Origin of the sequence: Pseudomonas sp. UME65, assembly GCF_014170225.1 — a bacterium.
GTDB lineage: Bacteria > Pseudomonadota > Gammaproteobacteria > Pseudomonadales > Pseudomonadaceae > Aquipseudomonas > Aquipseudomonas protegens.
In genome coordinates, this window is sequence record NZ_LZZQ01000010.1 from 493,838 (window position 1) to 505,654 (window position 11,817).

At 65.1% G+C, this 11,817-nt stretch carries 14 protein-coding genes; 8 read left to right on the plus strand and 6 right to left on the minus strand.

Translation table 11 applies throughout. The features are described 5' to 3' along the window. Positions 1-15: 15 nt before the first annotated feature. The 3 genes from A9971_RS10020 to A9971_RS10030 form a co-directional block, all read right to left on the minus strand. Positions 16-483: an RNA methyltransferase gene (locus A9971_RS10020; protein WP_011059840.1), complete on the minus strand. Its 468-nt coding sequence runs from the start codon at positions 481-483 to the stop codon at positions 16-18. Positions 484-680: 197 nt separating this feature from the next. After that, a complete protein-coding gene (locus A9971_RS10025) occupies positions 681-1,058 on the minus strand; it encodes a YajD family HNH nuclease (RefSeq protein WP_011059841.1) in 378 nt (125 codons plus the stop codon). 49 nt (positions 1,059-1,107) lie between these two features. After that, positions 1,108-1,794, minus strand: coding sequence for a spermidine synthase (locus A9971_RS10030; protein ID WP_015634551.1), 687 nt, complete (start codon positions 1,792-1,794; stop codon positions 1,108-1,110). Positions 1,795-1,869: 75 nt separating this feature from the next. On the opposite strand from A9971_RS10030, the gene A9971_RS10035 reads away from it, so the two are divergent. After that, the gene (locus A9971_RS10035) at positions 1,870-2,181 is read left to right on the plus strand and encodes a hypothetical protein (protein WP_011059843.1); all 312 of its coding nucleotides are present in this window, start codon (positions 1,870-1,872) and stop codon (positions 2,179-2,181) included. A gap of 30 nt (positions 2,182-2,211) precedes the next feature. Here A9971_RS10035 and A9971_RS10040 read toward each other — a convergent pair whose 3' ends face one another. Together A9971_RS10040 and A9971_RS10045 are read right to left on the minus strand one after the other, a co-directional pair. After that, positions 2,212-2,685, minus strand: a complete 474-nt coding sequence (locus tag A9971_RS10040; RefSeq protein WP_011059844.1) for a cyclic nucleotide-binding domain-containing protein — start codon at positions 2,683-2,685, stop codon at positions 2,212-2,214. A 102-nt stretch (positions 2,686-2,787) separates the two neighbouring features. After that, the gene (locus A9971_RS10045; protein ID WP_183000548.1) at positions 2,788-4,842 is read right to left on the minus strand and encodes a S9 family peptidase; all 2,055 of its coding nucleotides are present in this window, start codon (positions 4,840-4,842) and stop codon (positions 2,788-2,790) included. Positions 4,843-4,942: 100 nt separating this feature from the next. Here A9971_RS10045 and A9971_RS10050 point away from each other — a divergent pair, with 100 nt between their 5' ends. Genes A9971_RS10050 through A9971_RS10060 form a run of 3 tightly spaced genes read left to right on the plus strand, consistent with a single transcriptional unit; the run spans position 4,943 to position 6,803 of the window. Beyond that, a complete protein-coding gene (locus A9971_RS10050) occupies positions 4,943-5,440 on the plus strand; it encodes an MFS transporter (RefSeq protein ID WP_123430222.1) in 498 nt (165 codons plus the stop codon). Positions 5,441-5,473: 33 nt separating this feature from the next. Then, positions 5,474-6,250 carry a class II glutamine amidotransferase gene (locus tag A9971_RS10055; protein WP_011059847.1) on the plus strand — a complete coding sequence of 259 codons (777 nt, stop codon included), beginning with the start codon at positions 5,474-5,476 and terminating at the stop codon, positions 6,248-6,250. A 10-nt stretch (positions 6,251-6,260) separates the two neighbouring features. Next, complete coding sequence (locus tag A9971_RS10060; protein ID WP_011059848.1) at positions 6,261-6,803, plus strand: DUF2937 family protein; 543 nt, start codon at positions 6,261-6,263, stop codon at positions 6,801-6,803. Between the two features lie 211 nt (positions 6,804-7,014). Here the strand turns inward: A9971_RS10060 and A9971_RS10065 are convergent, their stop codons facing one another. Continuing rightward, positions 7,015-7,935, minus strand: coding sequence for a LysR family transcriptional regulator (locus A9971_RS10065; RefSeq protein WP_011059849.1), 921 nt, complete (start codon positions 7,933-7,935; stop codon positions 7,015-7,017). A 137-nt stretch (positions 7,936-8,072) separates the two neighbouring features. Here A9971_RS10065 and A9971_RS10070 point away from each other — a divergent pair, with 137 nt between their 5' ends. From A9971_RS10070 to A9971_RS10085, 4 genes are all read left to right on the plus strand, one after another. Then, entirely contained in the window at positions 8,073-9,356 is a 1,284-nt protein-coding gene (locus tag A9971_RS10070) for an MFS transporter (RefSeq protein WP_011059850.1), read from the plus strand. Between the two features lie 72 nt (positions 9,357-9,428). Next, positions 9,429-10,181, plus strand: coding sequence for a 5-oxoprolinase subunit PxpA (locus tag A9971_RS10075; protein WP_015634555.1), 753 nt, complete (start codon positions 9,429-9,431; stop codon positions 10,179-10,181). Continuing rightward, entirely contained in the window at positions 10,178-10,882 is a 705-nt protein-coding gene (pxpB, locus tag A9971_RS10080) for a 5-oxoprolinase subunit PxpB (RefSeq protein ID WP_015634556.1), read from the plus strand. The genes A9971_RS10075 and pxpB overlap by 4 nt, the downstream gene beginning before the upstream one ends. Then, the gene (locus A9971_RS10085; protein WP_019093317.1) at positions 10,879-11,796 is read left to right on the plus strand and encodes a biotin-dependent carboxyltransferase family protein; all 918 of its coding nucleotides are present in this window, start codon (positions 10,879-10,881) and stop codon (positions 11,794-11,796) included. Before pxpB ends, A9971_RS10085 begins: the two co-directional genes overlap by 4 nt. The last annotated feature ends 21 nt before the right edge of the window (positions 11,797-11,817 follow it).

The following is an 11,817-nucleotide window of genomic DNA, read 5'->3' on the forward strand; positions in this document are numbered from 1 at the left end:
ATGACCGGCGTGTGCTCAGAACTTGGGACCGGAGCGGGTGTTGTTACCCTTGGCCAGGCGATCATAGAGCACCACGTTGACTGTCGCTGCCAGGTTCATGCAACCGGTGGTGGGGATGTAGACCACGTCCTCGCACCAGTCGCGGATCTCCTTGTCGAGGGAGCCGTCTTCCGGGCCGAAGATGTACAGGGCGCGATCCGGGTGGGTGTATTCGGGCAGTGGGCGGGCACCCTCGACCAGTTCCACGGCCACCGGAATGCAGCCCAGGGGGAGGATTTTCTTCAGGTCGTCGATGCCGATCAGCGGAATGTCCTGGTGGACCTTCTTGGTGTCGGTGACGAAGTCGCGGGCCCGCTCATAGCGCTTGCCGGTGTAGAACACCGAGGCGACGCCATAGCAGCCGGCGGCGCGCATCACCGAACCGACGTTCTCCGGTGACTTGGGGTTATACAAACCGATGCAGCTGTACCTTTTGTTTGCCACGAACAAAGCGCCTTGGGGGAAAAGAGCGCGATTATACGGGGATTGCCCACGGCTCGGTGGCTTGTTGTGGCGAGGGAGCTTGCTCCCGACGCCGGCCAATGCGGTATAGCAGGCCGGCCGGGGGCACAGGGTTTACGGCTGCCTTGCCGCCGAACGGGAGCGCGCTCGCTGGCCACAATATGCCCGGCGGCTGGTGCTTACTCCGGGTCTTTCTTCATCAACCCGGCCAGGGCGGCGAACGGGTTGTGGGTCGCCTTGGCGACTTTCGGGGTGCTCAGGGAGCCTTCGCCGAAGTACTGCTGGTCGGTGTAGCGCGAGTGCTCGTTATCGTGGCAGTACAGGCACAAGAGTTCCCAGTTGGAACCGTCCTGGGGGTTGTTGTCGTGGTTGTGATCGCGGTGGTGCACGGTCAACTCGCTCAGGCGCTTGCCGGAGAACTCCCGGGCGCAGCGGCCGCAGACATGGGGGTACATTTTCAGCGCCTTGTCGCGGTAGCCCATTTCCCGGTCGCGCTGGGCGTCGGCAAGGATACGGTCCAGCTTGGCGGTGTTGGACGGGGGAGTGGACGAACTCATGGGTTCACCTTTGTAGAAGGACTAATGACGGTAATGGACAAAGTTTAGCTCAGGCCTTGAGCTTCTCGGCAATCCAGATGGTGTGCCGGGTGCCGCGATTGCCATGGGCGAAGACCTGTACTTCCTCGGCCTTGAAGCCGGCCTTGCGCAGGCGCTCGGAGAACTGCCGGTCGGCGCTGGCCGACCACACCGCAAGAATGCCCTTGGGCCGCAGGGCCCGGGCGCAGGCGGCCAGGCCGGCGCTGGAGTAGAGCCAGCTGTTGGCTTTCTGGGTCAGGCCTTCGGGGCCGTTGTCGACGTCGAGCATGATCGCGTCGAAGCCCTGGGGCTCGGCCTGCAGGACCTTGGCCACGTCTTCCAGGCGGATCACCGTGCGCGGGTCCAGCAGCGGCCGGCCGGACTTTTCGCCGAGCGGGCCACGGTTCCATTCCACCACCCCGGGCACCAGCTCGGCGACCACCACCTCGGCGCTCTTGCCCAGGTGCTTGAGAGCCGCGGCCAGGGTGAAGCCCATGCCCAGGCCGCCGATCAGCACCCGTGAGTTCGGGCGCCCGGCGACCTTGCTGCAAGGGATCTGCGCCAGGGCGTCCTCGGAACCGTGCATGCGTGTGTTCATCAACTGGCCGCCGTCGCCGCCCTGGATCTTGATGACGAAATCCTCACCGTATTCGAACAGGCACAAGGCACCGCCGTTTTCAGGAATCGCAGTAGTGTCCAGCAGTACGAAACGTTTCATGGAGATCTCATTGAGGAAGGCAAAACGCCCCGGTTGGGAGTAGCCTGACGCCAGACAATAGCAATGGAGCCATTGATGAAGCGCACTATTCTAACGGTGATTGCCCAAGCGGCGCTCGCCCTCACCGCAGCCCTGGCGCTTGGTGCCGGCCCGGCTTTGGCCGACGAGCCGCAAAGCGCCCCGGTGGTGACCCCGGCGCCGACCCTCGGCACCCCGGGTACCGCGACCCCTACGCCTTATCCGCAAGTCACCCCGCCCAGCACGCCGAAAGCCGGCAGCAGTGGCAGCGCGCCCCTGCTGCCGCCGATCGACATGCCCAAGCCGCCCAAGGACCAGACCCTGCCAGGGCTGGAGCAGAACGACAGCAAACCCAAGGTTCAGGGTTGATGGATGTAGCGGGCGAGGGTACCCCGGGGCTCAGATCTGCTGCGCGAGCAACTGGCCGTCGGCCATGCGCAGCCGCTTTGACAGCGACACGGCCAGGGCGCGGATGATCTTGGCGGCGATCTTTGGCGCATCGTTGAGCATCTTCTCCAGGGAGTCCTTGCCCAGGTTGAGCAACTGGCAATGGCTGGCGGCCACGCAGGTAGCCGAACGTCGCTCGCCATCGAGCACCGCCATTTCGCCAAAGGCCCGGCCGCTGCGCAGGGTCGCGATGGTCAGGGGCTGGCCGTCGTGGTTGCGCTTTTGCACAGCTACCTGGCCGCTGTGGATGATGCACATGAAGCTGCCGGCATCGCCCTCATGAAAGATCGCTTCGCCCTCGGCGATGCTGCTGATGCTGAAGTAGCCGGCCGCAGCGTTGAAGTCGGCGGGCAACAACTGGTCGAACAGGCCGCAGTCCATCAGCCAGTCGCGGATCTCGTTGTTCAGTAAGGTGGGTTCGGACATGGGGTCACGGTCTTTTTCTTGTGTCTGTTACACGGGCGCGGGCCCGGTCCGGCGGTTGCCGGTGGCGTTCTGGGTTAAGACAGGAACGCCGCCGGGAGTTCCTCAGGCCAGGCCCAGAATGTTCAGGATAAAGGCGTATTCGAGGGCTACGTCACGTAATCCCTGGTAACGCCCGCTCATGCCGCCATGGCCGGCCCCCAGTTCGGTCTTGAGCAGCAGCGGGTTGCCGTCGGTCTTGGTGGCCCGCAACCTGGCCACCCATTTGGCCGCTTCCCAGTACTGCACGCGGCTGTCGTTGTAGCCAGCGATCACCAGGAGCGCAGGGTAGGCCTGGGCGCGCACGTTCTCGTAGGGCGCGTAGGCCTTGATCCGTGCGTAGACCTCGGGTTCTTCGGGATTGCCCCATTCGTCATATTCGGTGACGGTCAGCGGCAGCTCCGGGTCGAGCATGGTGTTGAGCACATCGACGAAGGGCACTTCGGCGATAGCGACCTTGAACAGCTCGGGGCGCTGGTTGAGTACCGCGCCGATCAGCAGGCCGCCGGCGCTGCCGCCGCTGATGGCCAACTGCTGGGCGCTGGTCAGGCCCTGGGCGACCAGGTGTTCGGCGCAGGCGATGAAATCGCTGAAGGTGTTCTGCTTGTGTTCCTGCTTGCCGGCGCGGTACCAGGCCTCACCCAGCTCGCCGCCGCCACGCACGTGGGCAATGGCAAAGGCCACGCCGCGATCGAGCAGGCTCAGGCGGGCGTGGGAGAACCAGGGGTCGAGGCTTTCGCCGTAGGCACCGTAGCCGTAGAGGTACAGCGGCGTCGGCTGGCCCAGGCAGTCGCGCTTGACCACCAGGCTGATGGGCACTTGGGTGCCGTCGGCGGCGGTGGCCCAGAGGCGCTGGCTGACGTAGGCATCGGGGTCGAACGGGCCCAGTACTGGGGTTTCCTTCAGCACCTGCTGCTGGCCGTCGGCCAGTTGCAACTGGCGCACCTGGGCCGGGCGGTTCAGGGCCTCGTAGCGCAGGCGGATGCGCTCGCTGGAAAACTCCAGGCTGTTCTGCACGTGCAGGCTGTAGGCCGCATCCGGCAGTTGCACGCGGTATACCGGCAGGTCCCGGGGGTGCACTTCGATGATCGGCAGGCCGCCTTCGCGCAGGCTCAGGGTCATGGCGCCGGCGTTGAGGGTCACGCCGTCGAGCATCACTTCGGGGTTGTGCGGCACCAGCAGTTGCCAGTCGTCCTGCTCGGGGATCGCGCCGTTGTCTTCTGCCTGGTAGAGGGCGAAGTTGATGCCGTCGCGGTTGCTGCGGATGAACCAGGTCCATTGGCCGTCCAGCAGGCCGTGGTCGACATCGTATTCATGGCCTTCGACCCGCGGCGCCAGGCAAGTGAACGGCAGCTGGGGCTGCGTGGCGTCCAGGGCCCAGGTCTCGCCGGTGGTCTTGCTGCCCAGGGACAGCAGCAGTTGGCGTTCGGAGCTGGAACGGTAGCAATGCAGGAAGAAGCGTCCGTCCGGCTCGTGGAACACTTCCTCGGCGGCGGTGCCATCCAGCCGGTAGCGCAACAGCTTGTGCGGGCGGTGGGTATCGTCCAGCTCGCCGAAGAACAGGGTCAGGCTGTCGTTGGCCCAGGTCATGCTGCCGTCGCAGTTGTCGAAGGACAGCTCGCTGACTTTGTCGCTGGCCAGCTCCTTGACGAACAGGGTGTAGATTTCCTCCCCAGTGGTGTCGAGGCTGTAGGCCAGGCGCTGGTGGTCGGGGCTGATGCTGAAGGCCCCGAGGGAGAAGAAGCCGCCATTGGCCAGGGCGTTGGGGTCCAGCAGCAGTTGCTCGCGGCTTTCGTCCACCGTCAGGCTGTCGTCCGCCGGGCGCGGGCAGCGGTAGTGGCGGGCGTATTCGTCGCCGGCGGTGGTGCGGGTGTAGTACAGGTACGGGCCCCAGGGCGAGGGCAGGGACAGGTCGGTTTCGAGGATCCGCCCCTTGATCTCCTGGAACAGCGTTTCACGCAGGGGCCCCTGATGCGCCAACTGGGCGTCCAGGTAGCTGTTTTCAGCCTTCAGGTAATCGAGCACCGCGTCGGTGTCGCGTTCCTGCAGCCAGGCATACGGGTCAGCGCCTTCGGTCTTGTGGGCAATCGGGGCGCTGCTGTCGTTGGCGGTTAAGGGCATGGGTGGCTCTCGGGCGATGACAAATGAGGGCTGGGCAGACGGCGGTGCAGCCTGACACGGCAAAAGTCGTTATCATAAGCGCCTCTTTGCCTGCCTTGCCATGGACACCATGACCGAGAACGACTATCTGATCGCCTGGGGGCTCTATGCCTTCGCCGCCTTGGGCTGCCTGCTGGTGTGGATGCGCCTGACCCGCTGGATGTGGCGCTGGCTGCGCGAACCGCTGCGAGTGCTGGTGGCGGTGCTGCTGTTCAGCCCGACCATCATCGACCCGGTCAAGGAAAAATTTGCCCCGGCCGTGGCCATCACCGCATTGGATATAGCCTTCAAGGTCGGCAACAACGCCTGGCGTGCGGTATCCGACCTGTTCATGTACGGCATGATCGCCTTTGGCGTCTACCTGCTGTTCGTGCTGATCCGCTGGCCCGTCGAGCGCGCGGCCAGGGAGCGCCGGGAACGCAACGAAGCGGCGAAAGCTGCCGCCAAGGCTGCCGAAGTGGAGGATGACCAGCCCTTCGGTGGCGCCGGCAATGACCGTTACGGCCGCCAGCCTGCAGCCGGCACCCCCCTGAATACGCGGGTCGAACCGCGTTTGTAACGCTGCCCCCGGCATTGAAGCGAGAGTCCGAGCATGTGTGAGTTGTTGGGCATGAGCGCCAATGTACCGACCGATATCGTCTTCAGCTTTACCGGGCTGATGCAGCGCGGCGGCCGCACCGGCCCCCATCGCGACGGCTGGGGCATCGCTTTCTATGAAGGCCGCGGCCTGCGCCTGTTCCAGGACCCGGCGGCCAGCAGCGAGTCGGAAGTGGCCAACCTGGTTCAGCGTTACCCGATCAAGAGCGAAGTGGTGATCGGCCATATCCGCCAGGCCAACGTCGGCAAGGTCTGCCTGGCCAATACTCATCCTTTTGTCCGCGAGCTGTGGGGCCGCAACTGGTGCTTTGCGCACAATGGCCAGTTGGCGGATTTCCAGCCCCAGGCCAGCTTCTACCGCCCGGTGGGCGATACCGACAGCGAAGCGGCTTTCTGTGACCTGCTGAACCGGGTGCGGGCCGCCTTTCCCGAGCCGGTGGAAATCGAGGAACTGCTGCCGACCCTGATCCAGGCCTGCAGCGAATACCGCAGCAAGGGCGTGTTCAATGGCCTGCTCAGCGACGGTGACTGGCTGTTCTGCTATTGCTCGACCAAACTGGCGCAGATCACCCGGCGCGCCCCATTCGGCCCGGCGCGGCTGAAGGATGTGGATGTGATCGTCGACTTCCAGGCCGAAACCACGCCCAACGACGTGGTCACGGTGATCGCCACTGAACCCTTGACCGAAAACGAAACCTGGACCCGCTACCAGCCGGGCCAGTGGAGCCTGTGGCGGCGCGGTGAATGCGTCAGCCATGGCCAGACCGAATAAGGACATCCCTATGTTGCTCAGTTATCTGCGGCTGGTGCTGTTCGCCGCCGGCCTGTTGATCGGTGTGCAAGTGCCGGGTTTCATCAGTGATTACGCCAAGCGCGTCGAGGCGCATCTGATCGAGTCGCAGCACAGCCTGCAGGGCTTCCAGGGCACCGCGCAGCAATTCTTCAAGGGCGACATGAACGCCCTGGTGGCCCATTACCGGGCCAGCGACGATCCGGTGTTTCGCAGCGATGCCGAGAGCCTGAGCGGCTTGCTCAGCCGCCAGCTGGCCCTGGACAAGCAATACCAGGCGATGCAGGGGCCCTGGTACATCCGCCTGCTGCAAGTGGCCCTGGCCCCCGACCCGGAAATCCGCAAGGAAACCTGGGACGGCTACAGCTACCAGATCCTGCTGACCCCGGAAGCCATGATCTGGGGTATCAGTGGCGCCTTGCTGCTGTCCTTCGGCCTGGAATGCCTGTACCGGCTGATCGACTGGGTAGTGCTGGGCGGCAAGCGCCTGCGCCAGAGCCGCCCGATTGAAGAGCGCGACCTCAAAGGCCTCTGACCCCCTGTAGGAGCCGGCTGCCGGCGAAGGGGGCCGCGTGGCTTGCGCCTGACTGAAGATCGCCTTCGCTGGCAAGCCAGCTCCTACGGGAGCCGTATCGATTTTGTTTTCTGTGTAGGAGCCGGCTTGCCGGCGAAAGCGGCGTGCCTGACACACCGCAGCGCGCGGGTCGCTGGCAAGCCAGCTCCTACGAGGGGGGCGATGGCGATGTTCACTGGGGTTCGCTGAGCACCAGGTAATCCGCGCCGACCTTCTGCCCATAGCGCTGCACCACGCGCTGGCACAGCTCGACTATGTCCTCCACCAATTCCACTCCCACCCGCCACGACACCACCACTTGCAGGTTCGGCGGGCGCTGTTCGATGGCCAGCAGGGTCAGTTCGCCCCGGGCCAGTTCCTCGCGCACCAGCACCGGCGGCAGGGCGCCGATGCCGAAGCCGTCCCGCAGCAGGCGGGTGATGGCCGACACCGAGTTGACGCAATTGAGCCGCGGCGCCAGCACGCCGTTGGCCTGCATCAGGCTCAGCACCTGCTGGTGGGGCAGGGAGTTCTTCGAGTAGGTGACGATCCGTTCCCGGGCCAGCTCGGCGACGTTGGCGTAGTCGCGGTTGTAGATCGAGTTGCTGGCGGCGATCCAGCCCATGGGATAGCTGGCCAGTTCCAGGCTGCGGATGCTTTCCTGGCGCAGCAGGTCGGTTTGCAGCACCAGGTCGAGAAAGCCTTTTTGCAGCTGGTCGCACAGGTTCAGTGAGGTGTCGGCCACCAGCTCGATTTCCACTTGCGGGTAGTGGTCCATCATCTCTGCCACCAGGGGGCTGAGCCAGGTGTGGATCACCGTATCCATGACCCCGATGCGAACCCGCCCGACCTTGCTCGACGGCGCTTGGATGGACTGTTTCAGCACCTGCAGGGTGTCGAGCATCTGCTCGGCGTGCTCCAGCACCTTGACGCCTTCCGGGGTCAGGCTGACGCCCCGGGAGTCGCGCAGGAACAGCTTCACGCCCAGTTCGCCCTCCAGCACCGCGATGCGGCTGGAGATCGCCGCCTGGGTGGTAAAGAGTTTTTCCGCGGTGTGGCTGAAGCTCTTCAGCCGCGCGACCCAGACGAAGGTTTCGAGGAACTTGAGGTTCATGGGATCAACTTTTCTTATGCATAAGGGCAGTTTTTATTAGTTGGACGCAGTTGGCGCTCGAGCCGAAGAATGCGCCAACCCACGATATGCGTCGTCGGGGCCCAGAACAACACCAATAAATTACCCTGGAGATCGCCATGAGTGCGCCCGAAACACTGGCCGCCAAGGCCCCGCGCCGCGCCGGCCCGTTTGACTGGTACCGGGACATCAACCAGCAGGAGCGCCGGACATTCTGGAGCTGCAAGCTCGGTTATGGCCTGGATGGCATGGACACGCAGATGCTCAGTTTCGTGATCCCGACCCTGATCGCACTGTGGGGCATCACCTCCGCCGAAGCCGGGCTGATCCATACCAGTACCTTGCTGGCCTCCGCCCTGGGGGGCTGGATCGCCGGGATCCTCTCCGACCGCATTGGCCGGGTGCGCACGTTGCAACTCACGGTCCTGTGGTTCGCATTCTTTACCTTTTTGTGTGGCCTGGCGCAGAACTACGAGCAGTTGCTGATCGCCCGGACCCTGATGGGCTTCGGCTTCGGTGGCGAGTGGACCGCCGGGGCGGTACTGATCGGCGAGGTGATCCGTGCCAAGAACCGTGGCAAGGCGGTGGGCATGGTGCAGTCCGGCTGGGCCCTGGGCTGGGGCATAACGGCGTTGCTATATGCGCTGCTGTTCTCCCTGCTGCCGCCGGAAGACGCCTGGCGCGGGCTGTTCCTGCTGGGCATCCTGCCGGCGATCTTCGTGATTTTCGTCCGCCGCCTGGTCAAGGACCCTGAGGTCTATCGCCAAACCCGGGCCCGGGAAGAGCCCAGCAACCCGGCCCGGTTCTACGAGATCTTCGCCCCGGGGATCCTCAGCACCACCCTGCGTGCATCGCTGTTGGCGGCGGGGGCCCAGGGCGGCTACTACGCCATCACTTTCTGGCTGCCGACCTTCCTCAAGACCGAGCGTGGCCTGAGCGTGCTGAGCACCGGCGGCTACCTGGCCATGGTGATCTTCGGCTCCTACATGGGCTATGTGATCAGCGCCTACCTGACCGATATTCTCGGGCGCAAGAAGAACTTCGTACTGTTCGCCGCCGGCTCTTTCACCATCGTCCTGCTCTATACGCAAATGCCGGTGAGCAACGCGGTGATGCTCTGGCTGGGCTTTCCCCTGGGCTTTTTCGCCTCGGGCATCTTCAGCGGCATGGGAGCGTTCCTCACCGAACTGTTCCCCACCCGCATCCGCGGTTCCGGCCAGGGTTTCTGCTACAACAGCGGCCGGGCGCTGGCGGCGCTGTTCCCCCTGCTGATCGGCCTGCTCAGCCAGCATGTGCCGCTGGGCGCGGCCATCGGCACCTTTGCCGCGGTGTCCTACGGCGTGGTGGTGCTGGCAGCCTTGAGCCTGCCGGAAACCCGCGGCAAGGAACTTGAGGCACGCTAACTGATAATCTGCGGGGCATTGCCAGCGCTGCCCCGCAGCTGACCCCTTATAAAAAACACAGGAACACTGACCATGAGCCGCCTGTTATTGAATTGCGACATCGGCGAAAGCTTTGGCAACTGGACCCTGGGCCTGGATGCCGAAGTCATGCCCTTTATCGACTGCGCCAACATCGCCTGCGGTTTCCACGCCGGTGACCCGGGCATCATGCGCAAGACCGTGGCCCTGGCCCTGGCCAATGGCGTGCGCATCGGTGCCCATCCGGCGTACCAGGACCTGGCCGGCTTTGGCCGCCGCTCCATGAGCTACTCGCCCGAGGAAATCCAGGACCTGCTGCACTATCAGATCGGTGCGCTGGACGGCATCTGCCGAGCCCAGGGCGGCCGGGTCGAGTACGTCAAACCCCATGGCGCGATGTACAACGACATGATGGCCAAGCCTGCGCAACTGCGGGCGGTGATCCAGGCCGTGGCAGCCTACGACCCGCAACTGCCGCTGATGCTCATGGCCACCCGCGACAACAGCGCGGCCCAGGCCCTGGGCGATGAGTACGGCGTGACCCTGTGGTTCGAAGCCTTTGCCGATCGCGCCTACGACAACGCCGGGCATCTGGTGTCGCGGCAGTTGCCGGGGGCGGTGCACCATGACGCGCAAACCATCCTCCAGCAGGCCCTGACCATCGCCCGCGGCGAGCCCCTGGCCGCCAGCGACGGCAGCGCCTTGCTGCTGCACGCCAACACACTGTGCGTGCATGGCGACAACGCCAGTTCGGTGGCGGCGGTGCAGCGCATTCGCGAGGCCCTGAACCAGCAGTCCGGCCTATGAAGCCACAGGTTGAAGTAGTCGCCATCGACTGCCTGATGGTGCGGCTGTTCGAGGTGATCGCCGAGGACAACATGCCCTGGATGCTGGCCGCCGCCGAAGGGCTGCGGCGGGCCTTCGGCGAGTCTCTGGTCGACCTGGTGCCGTCCTATACCACGCTGATGGTGCATTACGATTTGCTGGCGCTGAGCCCGTCCGAGGCCCGGCAGCGGATCGAGATCGCCTTGGCCGACCTGGCGCCCGGCACCACCCAGGCCGGGCGCGAGCACGTGCTGCCGGTGTGGTACGACCTCAGTGTCGGGCCGGAACTGGTGCTGTTGTCCCGGCGCAGCGGGCTGTCGGTGGCCGAGGTGATCGAGCGTCACAGCCAGCGTGAATATCAAGTGTTTGCCCTGGGCTTCGCTCCCGGGTTTGCCTTCATGGGGCTGGTGGAGGAGGCACTCGCGGCGCCGCGGCTGAACACCCCGCGCAAGCGGGTGGCGGCGGGCAGTGTGGGGATCGCCGAACGGCAGACCGCGGCTTACCCGGTGGTATCGCCGGGGGGCTGGAACCTGATCGGCCGCACCCCGAGCCGGTTGTTCGACCGCGAGCGCGACGGCTACAGCCTGATGCAACCGGGGGACCGGGTGCGCTTTGCCCCAGTGGAGCGGGCCGAGTTCCTGCGCCTGGGGGGCAATGACACGCCACTGGAGGTGCCGGCATGAGCCGACTGACGATCGAGGCCAGCACCCCGCTGTGCCTGCTACAGGATGCCGGGCGCTTTGGCGTGCGCCACCTGGGCGTGACCCAGGGCGGCGCGCTGGACTGGGTGTCGATGTCCTGGGCCAACTGGCTGCTGGGCAATGCCCTGGATGCGCCGGTGGTGGAAATCACCCTGGGCGGTTTCACCCTGCAGGCCGAGGACTATTGCCTGCTGGCTTTGGCCGGGGCTGATCTTGGGGCCTATGTGGATGAGCGGCCTTTGACCCCGGGGCGCAGTTTCATCCTGCAAAAGGGCCAGCGGCTGCGATTCACCCAGCCATTTTCTGGGGCCCGGGCCTATCTGGCCGCCCCTGGCGGTTTCGACGCGCCCAAGGTGTTGGGCAGTTGCGCCAGTGTGTTGCGTGAAGCCCTGGGTGGCCCCGATGGTTATGGCCGCGCCCTGAGCGAGGGTGGGGTGTTGAGTTATTCGGGAGCTGGCGGTGCGCTCAAGAGCCTGTCGGCGGAACAACTGCCGGATTGGCAATCCGCTGCACCGCTGGAGGTGATCCTGGGGGCGCAGATCGGCCAGTTCAGCGGTCTGAGCCTGTTCGATGCCTTCAATAGCAGTTGGAGCCTGGACAGCCGGGCCGACCGCATGGGCGCGCGCTTGCTCGGGCCGGTCTTGCAGTATCAGGGCCGGCCGATGATTTCCGAGGGCATTCCCCTGGGGGCGATCCAGGTGCCGCCGGACGGCCAGCCGATCATCCTGCTCAATGACCGCCAGACCATTGGCGGCTATCCGCGATTGGGAGCGTTGACGCCGCTATCACTGGCGCGGTTGGCGCAGTGCCTGCCGGGCAGCGAAGTGCGCCTGGCGCCGGTGGTACAGGAAACGGCGCATCGGCAGCAGGTGGCGTTCCTGCGCCGGTTCGGGTGAGGGGCTGAAAGCTTCGCCGGC

What these genes read in the sequence shown, in the direction of transcription:
- A9971_RS10050 (WP_123430222.1), top strand. Translation starts at nt 4,943, where the DNA reads ATGGACACCATGACCGAGAACGACTATCTGATCGCCTGGGGGCTCTAT.
- A9971_RS10065 (WP_011059849.1), bottom strand. Translation starts at nt 7,935, where the DNA reads ATGAACCTCAAGTTCCTCGAAACCTTCGTCTGGGTCGCGCGGCTGAAG.
- A9971_RS10045 (WP_183000548.1), bottom strand. Translation starts at nt 4,842, where the DNA reads ATGCCCTTAACCGCCAACGACAGCAGCGCCCCGATTGCCCACAAGACC.
- A9971_RS10060 (WP_011059848.1), top strand. Translation starts at nt 6,261, where the DNA reads ATGTTGCTCAGTTATCTGCGGCTGGTGCTGTTCGCCGCCGGCCTGTTG.
- A9971_RS10075 (WP_015634555.1), top strand. Translation starts at nt 9,429, where the DNA reads ATGAGCCGCCTGTTATTGAATTGCGACATCGGCGAAAGCTTTGGCAAC.
- A9971_RS10030 (WP_015634551.1), bottom strand. Translation starts at nt 1,794, where the DNA reads ATGAAACGTTTCGTACTGCTGGACACTACTGCGATTCCTGAAAACGGC.
- A9971_RS10055 (WP_011059847.1), top strand. Translation starts at nt 5,474, where the DNA reads ATGTGTGAGTTGTTGGGCATGAGCGCCAATGTACCGACCGATATCGTC.
- A9971_RS10040 (WP_011059844.1), bottom strand. Translation starts at nt 2,685, where the DNA reads ATGTCCGAACCCACCTTACTGAACAACGAGATCCGCGACTGGCTGATG.
- A9971_RS10035 (WP_011059843.1), top strand. Translation starts at nt 1,870, where the DNA reads ATGAAGCGCACTATTCTAACGGTGATTGCCCAAGCGGCGCTCGCCCTC.
- pxpB (WP_015634556.1), top strand. Translation starts at nt 10,178, where the DNA reads ATGAAGCCACAGGTTGAAGTAGTCGCCATCGACTGCCTGATGGTGCGG.
- A9971_RS10070 (WP_011059850.1), top strand. Translation starts at nt 8,073, where the DNA reads ATGAGTGCGCCCGAAACACTGGCCGCCAAGGCCCCGCGCCGCGCCGGC.
- A9971_RS10025 (WP_011059841.1), bottom strand. Translation starts at nt 1,058, where the DNA reads ATGAGTTCGTCCACTCCCCCGTCCAACACCGCCAAGCTGGACCGTATC.
- A9971_RS10085 (WP_019093317.1), top strand. Translation starts at nt 10,879, where the DNA reads ATGAGCCGACTGACGATCGAGGCCAGCACCCCGCTGTGCCTGCTACAG.